Origin of the sequence: Pseudomonas moorei (assembly GCF_042846945.1) — a bacterium.
In the GTDB taxonomy this organism is placed as follows: Bacteria; Pseudomonadota; Gammaproteobacteria; order Pseudomonadales; family Pseudomonadaceae; genus Aquipseudomonas; species Aquipseudomonas moorei.
Genome location: NZ_AP035776.1, coordinates 1,917,725 through 1,933,735 on the forward strand (window position 1 = coordinate 1,917,725; position 16,011 = coordinate 1,933,735).

Genomic DNA, 16,011 nt, shown 5'->3' on the forward strand with positions numbered 1-16,011 from the left:
TAAAAAGGTATTCGGGTACATCAACACAACCCCTGTGGGAGCTGGCTTGCCAGCGATGGGGACCTCAAGGCCGGCAAAAGCTCCCACGGGGATCGGTGTTCAGGTGTTCCAGATTCGCGGTGGCATGGCTTCGCGGCCAAGCAGTGCCGGGCGCAGCAACCTCCACACATCAATCAGCCAGCCACGGGCCAGCAGCGCCTCGCTGGCCAGGCACCGGGCGACCAACAGCCCCGGCAATTGCGTCAGATCCCCGCGCACGGCATGGGGCAGCGAGCGGCAGCGTTCCAGCAAGTCACTCTCGATTTCCCCGGTCACCAACAGGGTGGCGAACACCGGTTGTCCGTCCAGGCCAATCGGTGAGTCGAGCAAACCATCAGCCCCGACAATGCGCTGGCGTTCGTGCCAGAGCAACTGGCCGTCGCGGCGGATATCCAGTTGCGCCTGAAAGTGTCCGAGGTCGAAACGTTCGCCGCTGGCCGGGCGACCCAGGGCCACGACGTCCCAGTAGAACAGCCGCGCATCGCCTTCAAGGTCGATGGCGGTGCTGAGCTCAGCCTGCGCCGCACTGAAGATGATCGTTTCCTGGGGCAACCATTCCAGTGTCGCACCGGCCGCCACCCGCAATGTCAATTGCTGATAAGCGGGGCCGGCGGCGCGATACCACTTGGCCGCGCCGGGACTGGTGATCTGCGCCCAGGCATCGCGTTCGACGCTGGCCGAAATCTCCAGCCGATCACCGCCGGCGATTCCACCGGGCGGGTGGACGATGATGTGTTGGCAGACTTCAGGTCCTTCGGCATACAAATGTTTTTGTACACGCAGCGGGCCCTTGTGGCGGCGCAGCACCGGGCGCGAGGTATCGCCGAACCGGGCGTAGGCCAATTCGAGCTCGGCGTGCCAACTGGGCGTGAACAAAAGAGAGGCAGGTAGATTCATGTTTTTTAATTATCGTTAGGACGCTACAGATTAGATCGTAACCAGACCGCGTACACCCTCGGCTTCCATATTTTCACCACGACCCTGTTGCACGATCTCGCCCCGCGACATCACCAGGTATTGATCGGCCAGTTCGGCGGCGAAGTCGTAGAACTGTTCCACCAGCAAAATCGCCATGTCGCCGCGGGCCGCGAGCTTCTTGATCACTGCACCGATCTCCTTGATCACCGACGGCTGGATACCCTCAGTGGGCTCGTCGAGAATCAACAGGCGTGGACGGCTGGCCAGGGCCCGGCCGATCGCCAGTTGCTGCTGTTGCCCGCCGGACAGATCACCACCGCGTCGTTGTTTCATTTGCAGCAGCACCGGGAACAACTCGTAGATGAACGCTGGCACTTCTTTGGCTTCGGAGCCGGGAAAGCGCGAGAGGCCCATCAGCAGGTTTTCTTCCACGGTCAGGCGCCCGAAAATTTCCCGGCCCTGGGGCACGTAGGCGATGCCGGCATGCACCCGTTGGTGCGGCTTGAATGTGGTGATCGGCTTGCCTTCCCAATTCACCGCGCCCTCTTTGGCCGGCAGCAGGCCCATCAGGCACTTGAGCAGGGTGGTCTTGCCCACGCCGTTACGTCCGAGCAGGCAGGTGACTTCGCCGACCTTCACGTCAAACGTCAGGCCGCGCAGGATGTGGCTTCCGCCGTAGTACTGGTGCAGCTTGTCGACTTGCAGCATTCTCAAATACCCCTTGAATCCCTTGTGGGAGCGAGCCTGCTCGCGATAGCGGTGGGTCAGGCGACAGGTTTTTTATCAGATAGGCCGCCATCGCGAGCAGGCTCGCTCCCACAGTTAAATAGGTGTTCAGCCATCAGCGACCGAGGTACACCTCGATCACCCGCTCGTTATCCTGCACCTGCTCCAGTGAACCTTCGGCCAGCACGCTGCCCTGGTGCAACACGGTGACGTGGTCGGCAATCGAGCCGACGAAGCCCATGTCGTGTTCCACCACCATCAGCGAATGCTTGCCGGCCAGGCGCTTGAACAGCTCGGCGGTGAATTCGGTTTCGGCGTCGGTCATGCCCGCCACCGGTTCGTCGAGCAGCAGCAGTTGCGGGTCCTGCATCAGCAACATGCCGATTTCCAGGAACTGCTTCTGGCCGTGAGAGAGCAAACCGGCGGGGCGATTGACCGACGTGGTCAGGCGGATGGTGTCGAGCACTTCGGCGATGCGATCCTTCTGCTCGCCATTGAGCCGCGCGCGCAGGCTGGCCCATACCGACTTGTCGGTTTTTTGCGCCAGTTCCAGGTTCTCGAACACGCTCAGTGCCTCGAACACTGTGGGCTTCTGGAACTTGCGACCAATGCCGGCCTGGGCGATCTGCACTTCGCTCATCTGCGTCAGGTCCAGGGTTTCGCCGAACCAGGCCTTGCCGTGGCTGGGACGGGTCTTGCCGGTGATCACGTCCATCAGCGTGGTCTTGCCCGCGCCGTTGGGGCCGATGATGCAGCGCAACTCGCCGACGCCGATGTACAGGTTCAGGTTGTTCAGTGCGCGGAAGCCATCGAAGCTGACGCTGATGTCTTCCAGGGTCAGGATGGTGCCGTGCCGGGTATTGAGGCCTTTGCCGGCGCGCTGGCCGAGGCCGATCGAGTCGCGGCTGGTGCCGGCGTCCTTGTTGGGCTCCACGGGGAAAAAGGCTGGCTCGAGCATGAATTCAGCCGTCGCAGTGACTCTCATTGTTCACCTCTTTTCTTCAGCAAACCGATCACGCCCTTGGGCAGGTACAGAGTCACGACGATGAACAGCGCGCCGAGGAAGAACAGCCAGTACTCAGGGAACGCGACGGTGAACCAGCTCTTCATGCCGTTGACCACGCCGGCACCGAGCAGCGGGCCGATCAGCGTGCCGCGACCGCCCAACGCCACCCAGACCGCCGCTTCGATGGAGTTGGTCGGCGACATTTCACTGGGGTTGATGATGCCCACTTGCGGCACGTACAGCGCACCGGCCAGGCCACACAACACCGCGCTGAGCACCCAGACAAACAGCTTGAAGCCTCGTGGATCGTAGCCGCAGAACATCAGACGGTTTTCCGCATCGCGCAGTGCGGTCAGCACCCGGCCGAACTTGCTTTGCGCCAGGCGCCAGCCAATGAACAGGCTGGCTACCAGCAACAGCACCGTGGCGAAAAACAGCACGGCGCGGGTGCCCGGTTCGGTGATGCCGAAACCGAGGATCGTGCGGAAGTTGGTGAAGCCGTTGTTGCCGCCAAAACCGGTTTCGTTGCGGAAGAACAACAGCATGCCGGCGAAGGTCAGGGCCTGGGTCATGATCGAGAAATACACGCCTTTGATCCGCGAGCGGAAGGCGAAGAAACCGAACACCAGCGCCAGTAGCCCCGGCGCCAGCACCACCAGGCACAGGGTCCAGAGAAAGCTACTGGTGCCGATCCAGAACCAGGGCAGTTCGGTCCAGGACAGGAAGGTCATGAACGCCGGCAGGCCATCGCCCGAAGCCTGGCGCATCAGGTACATGCCCATCGCATAACCGCCCAGGGCGAAGAACAAGCCATGGCCGAGGGACAGCAACCCGGCGTAACCCCAGACCAGATCCAGCGCCAGGGCGACGATGGCGTAGCAGAGGATCTTGCCCACCAGGGTCAGCGTGTAGGCCGAGACGTGAAAGGCGCTGTCGGCAGACAACAGCGACAGCAGTGGCAATGCGAGTAGCAGCACGAGGATCACCGCACCCACGGCAATCGTGACGGTCGGGCCGGCTTTTTGTGTCGCGGTAACGAGCAGGGGCTGGTTCATCAGTCGATCACCCGTCCTTTGAGTGCGAAGAGGCCTTGCGGACGTTTCTGGATGAACAGAATGATCAGCGCGAGGATGAGGATCTTGCCGAGCACGGCACCGATCTGCGGTTCGAGAATCTTGTTGGCAATCCCTAAGCCAAACGCCGCCAGCACGCTACCGGCCAGTTGCCCGACGCCGCCGAGCACCACCACCAGGAACGAGTCGATGATGTAGCTCTGGCCGAGGTCCGGGCCGACGTTGCCGATCTGGCTCAGGGCCACGCCCCCGAGGCCGGCGATGCCCGAACCGAGGCCGAAGGCGAGCATGTCCACGCGCCCGGTGGGCACGCCGCAGCAGGCGGCCATGTTGCGGTTCTGGGTGACGGCGCGCACGTTCAGGCCCAGTCGGGTCTTGTTCAGCAGCAGCCAGGTCAGCACCACCACAAACAGCGCGAAGGCGATGATGACGATGCGGTTGTACGGCAGCACCAGATTGGGCAGCACTTGAATCCCGCCCGACAGCCAGGCCGGGTTGGCCACTTCGACGTTCTGCGCGCCGAACAGCAATCGCACCAGCTGAATCAGCATCAGGCTGATGCCCCAGGTAGCGAGCAGGGTTTCCAGTGGGCGGCCATAGAGGTGACGAATCACCGTGCGCTCCAGGGCCATGCCAATGGCCGCCGTGACGAAAAACGCCACCGGCAAGGCAATCAGCGGATAGAACTCGATGGCCTGCGGGGCGAAACGCTGAAACATCAACTGCACCACGTAGGTCGAGTACGCCCCGAGCATCAGCATCTCGCCGTGGGCCATGTTGATCACGCCGAGCAGGCCGAAAGTGATCGCCAGGCCAAGCGCCGCCAACAGCAGGATCGAGCCCAGTGACATGCCGCTGAAGGCCTGGCCGAGCAACTCGCCGACCAGCAGTTTGCGTTTGACTTGAGCCAGGCTGGTTTCGGCGGCGGTGCGCACGTTGGCATCGTTTTCGACGCCCGGTTCCAGCAAGCTTTCGAGGCGGGTGCGGGCCAGCGGATCGCCGGTTTCGCCCAGCAGTCGCACTGCGGCGAGGCGCACGGCCGGGTCGGTGTCGACCAGTTGCAGATTGGCCAGGGCCAGGCTGAGGGCCGCGTGAACGGTTTCGTCCTTTTCGCCGGCCAGTTGCTGGTCGAGGAATTTCAGTTGCGCGGGTTTGGCGCTTTTTTGCAATTGCTGCGCGGCGGCCAGACGGAGTCTGGCGTCGGCGGCGAGCAGTTGATGGCTGGCCAGCGCGGTGTCGATCAGGCCCCGCAGGCGGTTGTTCAGGCGCAGGGTTTTCGGCTGGCCATCGATAGTCAATTCACCTTCTTGCAGGGCGTTGATCAGTTCGATACGGCCCGGATCGGGCTGCGCGGCCCAGGCTTCCAGCAGTTTGGCCTGCTGCACGGGATTGGCGGCGACGAAGTCTTCGGCGTCGCCGGCGTGGGTGGCCATGGGCAGCAGGAGTGCGATGGCGAGGATGAAGCGGTAAAGGGCAGTGGGCATAGAGAGTCGCCTTGACGCGGACAATGTGGGAGCTGGCTTGCCAGCGATAGCGTCACCTCGGTGCATCAGGTACATCGAGTCGTCTGCATCGCTGGCAAGCCAGCTCCCACAGGGATTTGTGTCGGACCTGCATGCCGGGCCCGACCTCCAATGACTTAGTTGCTCTTCACCGCATACTCCGGCTTCTTGTCATTGCCCGGAATGAACGGGCTCCACGGCTGGGCGCGGATCGGGCCTTCGGTCTGCCAGACCACGTTGAACTGACCATCGGCCTGGATCTCGCCGATCATCACCGGCTTGTGCAGGTGGTGGTTGGTCTTGTCCATGGTCAGGGTGTAGCCGGACGGCGCGGCGAACGTCTGGCCGGCGAGGGCTTCGCGGACTTTGTCGACGTCGGTCGACTTGGCTTTTTCAGCGGCCTGGGCCCACATGTGGATGCCGACATAAGTGGCTTCCATCGGGTCGTTGGTCACCGCTTTGTCGGCGCCCGGCAGGTTGTGTTTCTTGGCGTAGGCTTTCCAGTCATCGACGAACTTTTTGTTCACCGGGTTCTCCACCGACTCGAAGTAGTTCCACGCCGCGAGGTTGCCCACCAACGGCTTGGTGTCGATGCCGCGCAGTTCTTCTTCGCCCACCGAGAACGCCACGACCGGTACGTCGGTGGCTTTGAGGCCCTGGTTGGCCAGTTCTTTATAGAACGGCACGTTGGAGTCGCCGTTGACGGTGGAGATAACGGCGGTCTTGCCACCGGCCGAGAACTTCTTGATGTTGGCGACGATGGTCTGGTAATCGCTGTGACCGAACGGGGTGTAGACCTCTTCGATATCCTTGTCCGCCACGCCTTTTGAATGCAGGAACGAGCGCAGGATTTTGTTGGTGGTGCGTGGGTAGACGTAGTCGGTGCCGAGCAGGAAGTAACGCTTGGCGCTGCCGCCTTCTTCGCTCATCAGGTATTCCACGGCCGGGATCGCCTGCTGGTTCGGCGCGGCGCCGGTGTAGAACACGTTCGGCGACATCTCTTCGCCTTCGTACTGCACCGGGTAGAACAGCAGGCCGTTGAGTTCCTCGAACACCGGCAATACCGATTTGCGCGATACGGACGTCCAGCACCCGAACACCACGGCGACCTTGTCCTGGGTCAGCAACTGACGGCCTTTCTCGGCGAACAGCGGCCAGTTCGATGCCGGGTCCACCACCACCGGCTCCAGCATCTTGCCGTTCACGCCACCCTTGGCGTTGATCTCGTCGATGGTCATCAGCGCCATGTCCTTGAGCGATGTTTCGGAGATCGCCATGGTCCCGGACAACGAATGCAAAATGCCCACCTTGATGGTCTCGGCGGCCTGGACAGTCCAGGTCATGCCCATCGCGGCAATCGATGCCGAGAGTGTGAAAGCCTTGATCAAGCTACGACGCTTCATTGTGCGATCTCCATGAACTTATGAATTTTCTTGGTTGGCAGATGCGAACTACTGAAGGGTCTTTAGCAAGGGCTGTGCCCGGTCGGGAAAAGGCAGGGAAATGTCGGTTTAGAGCGGTTGCGCGGGTTGATGGCGCACCATGAAGGATCGTGTCTGATGCCTTGGTGCGCACAGTTGCGCCAGATTGGGGCGAATACCGAGTTCATCGGTGGGAGCGGATCTGCCCGCCCTCACATTGATCGGTGTTCCAGCGATGGCTCAGCGGGACGCTAAGGGAGAAGTCAGTGTTTGACGCACGTTTCCATACCGTGACCGCCGCCCTGATACTCCGGAGCGTAATAGTACTTGGTGAAGGACACTTTCCCTTCAGGGGTTGAAACCATTTCGGCAATACCCACGCCATAATCTTTCGGCGCTGGATCGGTGTAGGCGAAATAGATGGCCAGCGAGTTCAGATGGCCAGCGGCGAAACCGTTATATCGAGCGTTGTCCGCCAGGGTCAGGGTGAAGTTATAGGCGCCATATTCCCCGGTACTTTGTTCAGGATTGAGTTTCAAGTCGACAACGCCTTCATAGTCGCCGATATGGCTGTCCTTGCCGGTGCATTGATAGTGACCGCTATAGTCGGTGCCGGTGAAGGGTGGCTGTGCGGCCCAGGCCGGTACTGAAATGAATGCAATCGACGCGATGATTTTTCTGAACATGGAATTCTCTTTTGTAGGATCTTGTTGTTTAAGTTGTAGGAATAAACTCTGTGCAAAGTGCGAGCTTTATTAGTTGCTCAACTCGCGACCCTGCGGATTATGAGTTTTGTTTTTCTGTTGTTCAGGCTCTACTTAAAACAAGATCTTTCAAAGTGACATCAGCGCGTAAAGTGTTTTTTCGTTAACAAGTCGCTGAGTTAGCGACGACGCATCAAACCGATAAAGAACAGGCCGCCAATCGCTGCGGTGGCAACACCAATGGGCAGGTCCTCGGGGGCGATCATTGTCCGTGCAGCAACATCGACCCACACCAGAAATACGCTGCCCAGCAGTACGCACACCGGCAGCAACCGCCGATGCTCGGCCCCGACCAGTCGCCGCCCAATGTGCGGCACCATCAGCCCGACAAAGCCGATGGAACCGCTGATGGACACCAGCACGCCAGTCATCAGCGAGGCGATCACGAACACCCGCAACCGGACCGTTCGCGCATTCAGCCCCAGCGTCACGGCGGTTTGTTCACCGGCCATCAGCGCGTTCAACGGCCGGGCCATGCCGAGCAGCAACAGCAACCCCAGCAAAACGCTGGCGGCCGGCACCGCGAGCAATTCCCAGCGCGCCAATCCGAGCCCGCCGCGCATCCAGAACATCACCGCCGAACTGGCGCGGTGATCGCCCATGAACAGCAGCAAGTTGGCCATCGCCATCATCACGAAGGACACCGCCACGCCACACAGCAGCAGGCGATCACTGTCCAGCCGACCCTGGCGGTTGGCGATCATCAGCACCAACAGCATGCTCAACAAGGCGCCGATAAACGCCGCGATGGGCAAGGTCAGCAGGCCGACGATTTCACCCACATGCAACACCACGATCACCGCGCCCAAGGTCGCTCCGGAGGTCACGCCCAGCAGATGCGGGTCGGCCAGCGGATTGCGCGTCACCGCTTGCAGCACCGCGCCGATCAAAGCCAATCCGGCACCGACCAGCGCGCCGAGCAACATCCGCGGCACGCGGATCAGCCAGACAATGTGTTCCTGCCCGGTGCTCCAGTCCGGTAGGCCGAGGCCGCAGAGCTTGTGCAGCAGAATCCGCCAGACGACGTCCAGCGGCACCCGCGCCGGCCCGAAACCCAGTGACATCACAGCCGACATCAGCAACAGCGCGCCGAGCGCGATCAGCAACCAGGGGTAGCGACGGTTGATCATTCGCCGTGGAAACCCTTGGCCAGGGTGGCGACCGCGAGCACGTTGTCGATCCCCGGCGTGGCCTGTACGTAGGGAATGACAACGAAGCGCCGATGCTTGATCGCGTCCACTGATTGCAGGGCTTTGTTGTTGAGCAAAAACCGGATCTTCTGATCGGCGGTGATCTCGCTGTAGTCGACGATCACGATCACCTGTGGATTGCGCTCGACCACGGTTTCCCAATTGACCCTCGTCCAGCTTGCCTCGACATCGTCGAGCACGTTTCGTCCGCCAGCGGCGTCGATCAGGGCTTGCGGCATACCGAGGCGGCCCGAGGTCATGGCCCGGTCTTCCCCGCTGTCGTACAGGAGCACCCGCGGTTTTTCGGCGGGCAGACCCTTGCGGATCTCGGCGACTCGTGTCTGCATGGCGCCGATCAAGGCGTTGGCGCGATCCTGCACATCGAAGATTTTGCCGAGGTTGCGCAGGTCGTTGTAAGTGTCTTCCAGCGTGGCCGGCGGGCGCTTCATCACGAAGGCGCAGGACTCGGTCAGCTCATAGACATTGATGCCCAAAGGCTGCAGGGTTTGCGGCGTGAGGTCGCCACCGACGCGCATGCCGTAATCCCAGCCAGCGAAGAAGAAATCGACGTTGGCATTGAGCAGGGTTTCCACCGACGGGTACTTGGCCGCCAGTTCCGGCAAGCCATCAAGAAGGGTCTGCATCTCAGGCGTCACCGCCTTCCAGCCGGTCACACCGCTGTACCCGGCCATCTGTGGCTTGAGGCCGAGGGCGAGCATCATTTGCGTCATGTTGATGTCATGACTGACCGCGTGTTTCGGCGCCTGCTGGAACGTCACCTCACGGTTGCAGCTCTGAATGGTCAACGGGTACTGCGTGGCCTCGGCCAAGGCGTGGGCGCTGCCCAGCAGTAGAGCGAGGGTGAAACTGCAGCGCAGCAGGGAGCGCAAAATCATGGTCGGGTTATCCAGGTGATTCGTGGGTAGCCGTGCAAGGGGTGTTCATCGATCAGCGCTTCGACGCCGAACACGTTACGCAACAGCGCGGCGTTGAGGACTTCTTTGGGCGTGCCGCTGGCGACGATGCGGCCGTGATTGATCACGTACAGCCGATCGCAAAATGCGGCGGCCAGATTGAGGTCGTGGATGCTGGCCAGGGTGCCGATCTGCAGGCGCTTGACCAGCCTCAACAGCTCCAGCTGATAGCGCGGGTCGAGGTGGTTGGTCGGCTCGTCGAGGATCAGCAACTGCGGTTGCTGGGCCAGGGCCCGGGCGAGGATCCCCCGTTGTTTTTCACCGCCGGAGAGAGTGGAAAAGGCATGGTCCTCGAAACCCTTGAGGCCGACCGATTCCAGGGTCTGGGTGACGAGGTGTCGGTCTTCGAGGGAGTCGCCATCGAACAGGCCTTTGTGGGGCGTACGGCCCATGGCGACCACTTCGTCCACGGTCAGGCCGAAGGCCTCGGGGAATTCTTGCAGGACCACGGCGATGCGTTGCGCGCACCAGCGTGACGACTGTTTCCAGACGTTGTGATGCTCGAGTCTGACTTCGCCGCTTTGCGGTTTGCTGAAGCGCCAGGCGCAACGCAACAGGCTGGTCTTGCCACTGCCGTTGGGGCCGATCAAACCGACGAATTCACCGGCGGCCACGTGCAGCGAGGCATCACGCAGCTGGAATTGGTGATGACAGTGGCCGTGGCCGTGGCCCAGGGGGGACCAGGTGATGTTGTTGAGGTGAAGCGAGGTCATGCAATGGCTCTTGTTACGTCGATGATGCGACTGGCCCCATCGCTGGCAAGCCAGCTCCCACAGGTGTTGTGCAAATTCTGTGGGAGCTGGCTTGCCAGCGAAGGGGCCCGAAAGAAAAACCGGAACTGCCAGGGTGATGCGCGGGGCAGTCTACAGTGCTGACAACCCCGCGCATCTCGCCGGCCTCAAGATGAAGATGAGGCCGATTCAGTTTGCCGGCCCAGGCGCGAAAACAGCACGCGATCCAGCACCCAGACCACCACCAGCGATGCACCCACCAACGGAAACGCCACGGCCAATGCGAACATGATGACCATCGCGGTTTTCCATTTCGGCAGGTCGTGACGCAGTGGCGGCACGCCGAACTTGCCTTGCGGGCGGCGCTTCCACCAGATCACCACGCCGCTGACGGCGCTGAGCAGGATCATCAGGCAGATCAGCAGCACGACGATCTGATTGAACACCCCGAACATCTTGCCTTCGTGCAGCATCACGCCGATTTCCGTGGCGCGGGCGACGGCGCCGTACTGTTCGAAGCGCACGTCGGCGAGGACTTTGCCATTGTACTGATCGACATGCAGGGTGGCGTCATTGCGCGGGTCATCGGCGAACACGGCGATGGTGAACACACCCGTGGCGGTGGTCGGCAAGGTGATGCTGTAACCGGGTTCGACCTCGCGTTGCACGGCGATGTCCTGCACGTCTTGCAGGCTGATGGTCGGCGCCGCAGGGCCGGTGTGCGCATCACCGTGGGCCATGTGTTCGGCATGGTCGCCGGACATCGGCATCGGCGTGTTTTCCATGGCCCAAGGCACGGTCTGGCGCGTGGCGCTGTTGAGGCTGCGCGCCTCGACGTCGGACTTGGGCACGTTGTCCCACATCGCGGCCGGGAACACGTTCCACACTTCGGCGTATTGCTTGCCCCAGAATCCGGTCCAGGTCATGCCGCTGAGCAGCATCACCAGCAGCAACGAAGCGCCCCAGAACCCGGTGACGGCATGCAGGTCACGCCACAGCACCCGTCCGCGACTGTTCAGGCGTGGCCACAAAATCCCCGCCGCCTGGCCGCGCGGCCACCACAGGAACACGCCGGACACCACCAGCATCACGCCCCATCCGGCCGCCAGTTCGATGAGTCGATCACCCACGGTGCCGATCATCAGCTCGCCATGAATCGCACGGGCGATGGCTTGCAGGTTCTTCTTGGCATCTTGCTCGCCAAGGATGTCGCCGTGGTACGGGTCGACGAACACATTCAGTTCATTGCCGCCATTGAGCACGACAAACTGAGCGCTGCGTTCGGCGTTGACCGGTGGCAGGTACTGCTTGATGGTGCCCTGTGGATACGCATCCTTCACGCGCTTGAGCAGGTCATCGGCCGGGACCGTGTGATGGCCGGCGGGGACATTGAGCAGGCTGCTGTACATCAATGAATCGAGTTGCGGCTTGAACAGGTAAATGGTGCCGGTCAGGGCCAGCATCACCATGAAGGGGGCAACGAACAGGCCGGCATAGAAATGCCAACGCCAGGCCAGGTTGTAGAAATTCACTTTGGGCTGTTTCATCGTGTGTGCTCCGCTTGGCTGGATCTTTTAGTTGTCTGGTGCAGTTGCCGTGCAACCGATCGCGAGCAAGCTCGCTCCCACAGAGGGAGCGGGTTGCCCTCGAGGGTTAGAAACTCATGTCCACTCGGGTCCAGAGCGTTCGCCCCGGTTCCTTGATGGCTTGCGGGTCATTGGCCGGGTAGCCGAAACCGGCATTGCCAGCCAGGTTCAGGTGTTCGGCGTAGGCCTTGCCAAACAGGTTGTCGACGCCGCTGCTGACCTTCCAGTGCTGGTTGATCCGGTAGGCGCCATTGAGCGAGAACACGCCGAATCCCGGGGTCTTGTCGAAGTCCTTGCCGACGACGTTGCCTTTGTTCTGGTCGATGCGGTTTTGCGCGGCGACCACTCGCCACAGTGCTCCGGCGCTCCAATTGTCCTGGCTGTAAGTCAGGCCGAAACGTGCGTCCAGCGGCGGCATCTGCGGCAACGCACTGCCATCGCTGCTGTTCTTGCCCCAGGCGTAGGCCAGGGTCGCATCGACTTTCCAGTGGTCGGTGAGCTGGTAGGCCGCGCCCAATTCACCGCCCATGATTCGCGCGTCGATGTTCTCGGCTTGCGAGGTGGTGCCCATCATGCCGGGCGTGTAGTCGAACAGGATGTAATCGCGCACCTGGCCGACGTAAGCCGAGGCCCAGGCTTCGAGCTCTTCGGTCCTGTATTGCAGGCCGACGTCGAGCTGGGTGGTTTTCTCCGGTTTGATCGAGTCGAAGGCATTCACCGAACCGGCAGGACCGGAGTCTGGCGAAAACAGCTCCCAGTAATCCGGGAAACGCTGGGTGTGCCCCAGGCCCGCGTACAGCGTGGTCGGGCTGTCCGCCAGGTCGTGTTCATAGCGAATGAAGCCGCTGGGCAATGTGTCGGCGCGGGTGTCGTTGGCCGTCGGGTTGGGCAGGGTCATCATTCCCGAACCAATGGTCTGCCGGTAATCCTTGGCCGAGGCACGGTCCAGGCGTGCGCCGCTGATCAAGCGGTCACGCTCGGCGGCATACCAGGTCAGCTCACCGAACATCCCGTAATTATGGAAGGCGGCGTCCTTGGTGTAGGGCAGGTCCTGGTAGGTGTCGACGCCCATGGCGCTGCGTTCGCGGTGTTCGCTGGTCTGTGCGTCGATGCCGCTGATCAACTGCACGTCGGCCCAGTGCCAGGTGGCCTTGATGCGGGCGCCAAGGGTGCGACGGTCGACGTTGGCCGCCATGGGGCCGGCCATCATGCCGGTGCCGGATGGCGTGCGCAGGGTGTAGTTGTCCATCACGTGGTCGGCGTAGTTGTAGTAGACCTGCGCTTCGAGCTTTTCCAGCACATCGCTGATGTTCGACTTCTCGAAGCGCAGGCCGAGGCTTTCGCGCTTGAACTGCGAACCGTCCATGCCGCGCCCGGCGTAACGGGCCTCGCCGTCGCCCTTGCCGGCGGTCAGTTCCAGCAAGGTGTCGGCGTCCGGGGTCCAGCCGACCGCGACGTCGCCATTCCATTTGTCGTAGCGCGACGCGACGGTGTCGTTGTTGCCGTCCTGATAATCATCGGCGTGTGCGGTGTTGCCGATCACTCGCACGTACCCCAGTGGCCCGCCTGCAGCGGCGTCCACCAGCTTGTCGAACCGGCCATTGGAACCGGCCAGCACACTGGCATTCACCCGGGTACCGAGTTCGCCGAAGCTTTCCGGCTCTCGGTCGAACAGGATGGTGCCAGCCGACGCGCCGGGCCCCCAGAGCACGGTTTGCGGGCCTTTGATGACGGTCAGCTTGTCGTAGGTTTGCGGTGAAATGTACGAGGTGGGCGCATCCATCCGGCCAGGGCAGGCGCCGAGCATCATGCCGCCGTCGGTGAGGATGTTCAGTCGTGAGCCGAACATGCCGCGCAGGACCGGGTCGCCGTTGGTGCCGCCATTGCGCACCATGGCGAATCCCGGGATGGTTTTCAGGTAGTCGGCACCGTCACTGGCCGGCACCGGTTGGCGCGGGTCCTTGGGGTTGGTGACGACGGTCAGCGGGGAACTCGGCGCAACGGCGGTGATGACCGTCGGGCTCAGTTCTTCGCCAAGACCTGCGTGTTCATCGGCCAGTGCTACCGGCGCCAGAAGGGCGCCGCATAGGATGGCGGTGGCGTGCCTGAAACGAATGCTGGATTCGTTCAGGGCAAAAGAAGCCTGGGCAGGGCTCAAGTGTGAGTCAGCAGAAAACCTGGACATGACAATTTCCATCGAACAGTCGTAAACGACACGGCCGACAGCCTGCGCAATCCCTGTGGGACCGAGCTTCGGTTGTCTGGCGGACCGTGTGAAATCAGTGGTGGGTGTTTACGCGACGACGGGCGGGGCGCGGGTGCGGGCGCCGGGGAAGACGGTTTGCCGGGCATGGCCCAGGCGTGGGGAAGGTGGGGTGAAAGTATTGACGGGCGGGGTGTCGAATGCGGCGAATGACACGCCAACGGTGAGCGCCGGGCAGTTGAACAGCAGGCTGCAATAGCCGCATTTTTCCCAGAGGACATGATGCCCGGCTTGCGGCGGGCAGTGCTCGGCAGCGGATTGCGCACCGTGGTCGGCATGCTCCATTGCCGACATATCCATGCTCATGTCCATGGACATGCTCATTGACATGGCCGCGCGCGAATCCATCGGCATCGACTGAGAAATCAGCGGGCCGATGAAAATCATCAACATGGCGAACAGGCTGATCCAGCTGCCACGTGTCAGGCTCAATGGCTGACGACGTGGTCTGGATGGCCTGGCGCTAAGCAGGCGCATGGGCGTTTTCAGCTCAGGCGATTACGGGGTATGCGCGTGTGCTTGCATGCCATCCGGCGCCTGCTTCTGCACCGCGACGTCGACCTTCACGTCACCGGCCTTCTCGAAGTGCAGGGTCATCGGAAAGCGTTTGCCGTCAGTGAGCAGGCTGCGGTCTTTCAGGTTCAGCAGCATCACGTGATAGGCCATCGGCGCAAACGTGACCTCGCCGCCAGCGGGGATTTCCACGCTGGGTACGTGCTGCATTTTCATCACGTCGTTTTGCATCACGTGCTCATGCAGTTGAGCTTCGCCTGCAATGGGGGTATCGGCGCTGAGCAGACGGTCTGCAGTTTTGCCTTCGTTGTGAATCACGAAGTACGCCGCAACGGTCGGTGCGTTGGGTGGCAATTCCTGCGACCAGGGGTGAGCGATTTCCAATTCGCCAACCTTGTATTCGTGGGCATTGGCAAAGCAGGCAGGCAGCAGTAAAGCCGCCAGAACGATGAGTTTGTTCAACATGGCAGTTCTCCGGAACGATTCGAAACGCAGTTCAATTGCGAGAAGGAATCACACCAGAGGGGATGCGCGGGGGTTGAGGCTTGGCCATTGCTGGCGCGGCGTCGGGGTGTTGAGGGAAGAGAGAGGCAAGCTCCGATTGGATTCGAAACTGGCGAAATACAGCTGCGGTTCATGCCCGGGCAGCGCCACCAGCGGCGCGGAACCGGAGCAGCACCAGCAATGCTGCATATTGGAGTGTTCGTCGCCTTGCGGCGCCTTCTGCTCAATCTTGCCCAGAGAGATCGCCACCATTTTGGTGCCGCTGGACGAACAGAAACTGCCCCACAACACTTGTTCGGCAGGCGTTTTGGCCGCCTGCGCCATCGCTCCGGACATCGGCATGGCAAGCATGTTGAACAGCACTGCGAAGCAGGCTATCCAGGCAATTGCGAGCCGTTGTCGGGACATGGGACAAATCCGGTTGGGTGGGCGATCAGGCGCGGGCTATTTAGCCTGATCAGGGCCGATAAGTAAAAAGGCTGCGTGCGGTTTGGTGTCGCATGTGAGATCAGATCGCAACAGCATGCAAACGCATACCCAGCGCTTTCATGACCTTCATGATAGTCGCGAATTCTGGATTGCCAGTGCTGCTCAACGCCTTGTATAGGCTCTCACGACCTAACCCTGCTTCACGGGCCACTTGTGTCATGCCTTGCGCGCGGGCTATGTCGTTAAGTGCCGCGCGGATCAGTACACCGTCACCTGCATCTTCTTCAAAGCAGGCATCCAGATAGGCGGCCATTTCTTCCGGCGACTTGAGAAATTCCGCGGCATCGAAACGGGTGAATTGTTCGGTCATGA

16 protein-coding genes are annotated in these 16,011 nt (G+C 61.5%); all 16 read right to left on the minus strand.

Translation table 11 applies throughout. From position 1 onward, the window contains the following. Window positions 1-99: 99 nt before the first annotated feature. The 16 genes from ACGJAX_RS08940 to ACGJAX_RS09015 all read right to left on the minus strand — a co-directional run bounded on the left by ACGJAX_RS08940 (window position 100) and on the right by ACGJAX_RS09015 (window position 16,009). Window positions 100-936: an urease accessory protein UreD gene (locus ACGJAX_RS08940; protein WP_390958447.1), complete on the minus strand. Its 837-nt coding sequence runs from the start codon at window positions 934-936 to the stop codon at window positions 100-102. Window positions 937-966: 30 nt separating this feature from the next. Beyond that, window positions 967-1,665 (minus strand): urea ABC transporter ATP-binding subunit UrtE, encoded by a 699-nt coding sequence (gene urtE / locus ACGJAX_RS08945; protein WP_008031204.1) that lies wholly within the window; start codon window positions 1,663-1,665, stop codon window positions 967-969. Between the two features lie 133 nt (window positions 1,666-1,798). Next, window positions 1,799-2,668 (minus strand): urea ABC transporter ATP-binding protein UrtD, encoded by an 870-nt coding sequence (gene urtD / locus ACGJAX_RS08950; RefSeq protein WP_090328634.1) that lies wholly within the window; start codon window positions 2,666-2,668, stop codon window positions 1,799-1,801. Next, on the minus strand, window positions 2,665-3,744 hold the full coding sequence (urtC, locus tag ACGJAX_RS08955) for an urea ABC transporter permease subunit UrtC (RefSeq protein WP_390958450.1): 1,080 nt from the start codon (window positions 3,742-3,744) through the stop codon (window positions 2,665-2,667). Before urtC ends, urtD begins: the two co-directional genes overlap by 4 nt. Then, window positions 3,744-5,246 carry an urea ABC transporter permease subunit UrtB gene (gene urtB / locus ACGJAX_RS08960; RefSeq protein WP_390958452.1) on the minus strand — a complete coding sequence of 501 codons (1,503 nt, stop codon included), beginning with the start codon at window positions 5,244-5,246 and terminating at the stop codon, window positions 3,744-3,746. Before urtB ends, urtC begins: the two co-directional genes overlap by 1 nt. Before the next feature lie 155 nt (window positions 5,247-5,401). Then, window positions 5,402-6,667: an urea ABC transporter substrate-binding protein gene (urtA, locus tag ACGJAX_RS08965; RefSeq protein WP_090328640.1), complete on the minus strand. Its 1,266-nt coding sequence runs from the start codon at window positions 6,665-6,667 to the stop codon at window positions 5,402-5,404. A gap of 281 nt (window positions 6,668-6,948) precedes the next feature. Beyond that, window positions 6,949-7,371, minus strand: coding sequence for a hypothetical protein (locus ACGJAX_RS08970; protein WP_390958454.1), 423 nt, complete (start codon window positions 7,369-7,371; stop codon window positions 6,949-6,951). 197 nt (window positions 7,372-7,568) lie between these two features. Then, the gene (locus tag ACGJAX_RS08975; protein WP_390958456.1) at window positions 7,569-8,579 is read right to left on the minus strand and encodes an iron chelate uptake ABC transporter family permease subunit; all 1,011 of its coding nucleotides are present in this window, start codon (window positions 8,577-8,579) and stop codon (window positions 7,569-7,571) included. Then, window positions 8,576-9,535 carry an ABC transporter substrate-binding protein gene (locus ACGJAX_RS08980; RefSeq protein ID WP_390958458.1) on the minus strand — a complete coding sequence of 320 codons (960 nt, stop codon included), beginning with the start codon at window positions 9,533-9,535 and terminating at the stop codon, window positions 8,576-8,578. The genes ACGJAX_RS08975 and ACGJAX_RS08980 overlap by 4 nt, the downstream gene beginning before the upstream one ends. Further along, a complete protein-coding gene (locus tag ACGJAX_RS08985; protein WP_390958460.1) occupies window positions 9,532-10,326 on the minus strand; it encodes an ATP-binding cassette domain-containing protein in 795 nt (264 codons plus the stop codon). Before ACGJAX_RS08985 ends, ACGJAX_RS08980 begins: the two co-directional genes overlap by 4 nt. Before the next feature lie 185 nt (window positions 10,327-10,511). Next, window positions 10,512-11,891 (minus strand): PepSY domain-containing protein, encoded by a 1,380-nt coding sequence (locus ACGJAX_RS08990; RefSeq protein WP_390958462.1) that lies wholly within the window; start codon window positions 11,889-11,891, stop codon window positions 10,512-10,514. Between the two features lie 106 nt (window positions 11,892-11,997). Beyond that, entirely contained in the window at window positions 11,998-14,115 is a 2,118-nt protein-coding gene (locus ACGJAX_RS08995; RefSeq protein ID WP_390958464.1) for a TonB-dependent copper receptor, read from the minus strand. A gap of 108 nt (window positions 14,116-14,223) precedes the next feature. After that, window positions 14,224-14,670: a DUF2946 family protein gene (locus tag ACGJAX_RS09000; protein WP_390958466.1), complete on the minus strand. Its 447-nt coding sequence runs from the start codon at window positions 14,668-14,670 to the stop codon at window positions 14,224-14,226. Window positions 14,671-14,691: 21 nt separating this feature from the next. Beyond that, entirely contained in the window at window positions 14,692-15,171 is a 480-nt protein-coding gene (locus tag ACGJAX_RS09005; RefSeq protein ID WP_090328654.1) for a copper chaperone PCu(A)C, read from the minus strand. Window positions 15,172-15,219: 48 nt separating this feature from the next. Continuing rightward, window positions 15,220-15,618 carry a DUF2946 family protein gene (locus ACGJAX_RS09010; RefSeq protein WP_390958468.1) on the minus strand — a complete coding sequence of 133 codons (399 nt, stop codon included), beginning with the start codon at window positions 15,616-15,618 and terminating at the stop codon, window positions 15,220-15,222. 100 nt (window positions 15,619-15,718) lie between these two features. Further along, entirely contained in the window at window positions 15,719-16,009 is a 291-nt protein-coding gene (locus ACGJAX_RS09015; protein ID WP_390958470.1) for an addiction module antidote protein, read from the minus strand. Window positions 16,010-16,011: the final 2 nt, after the last annotated feature.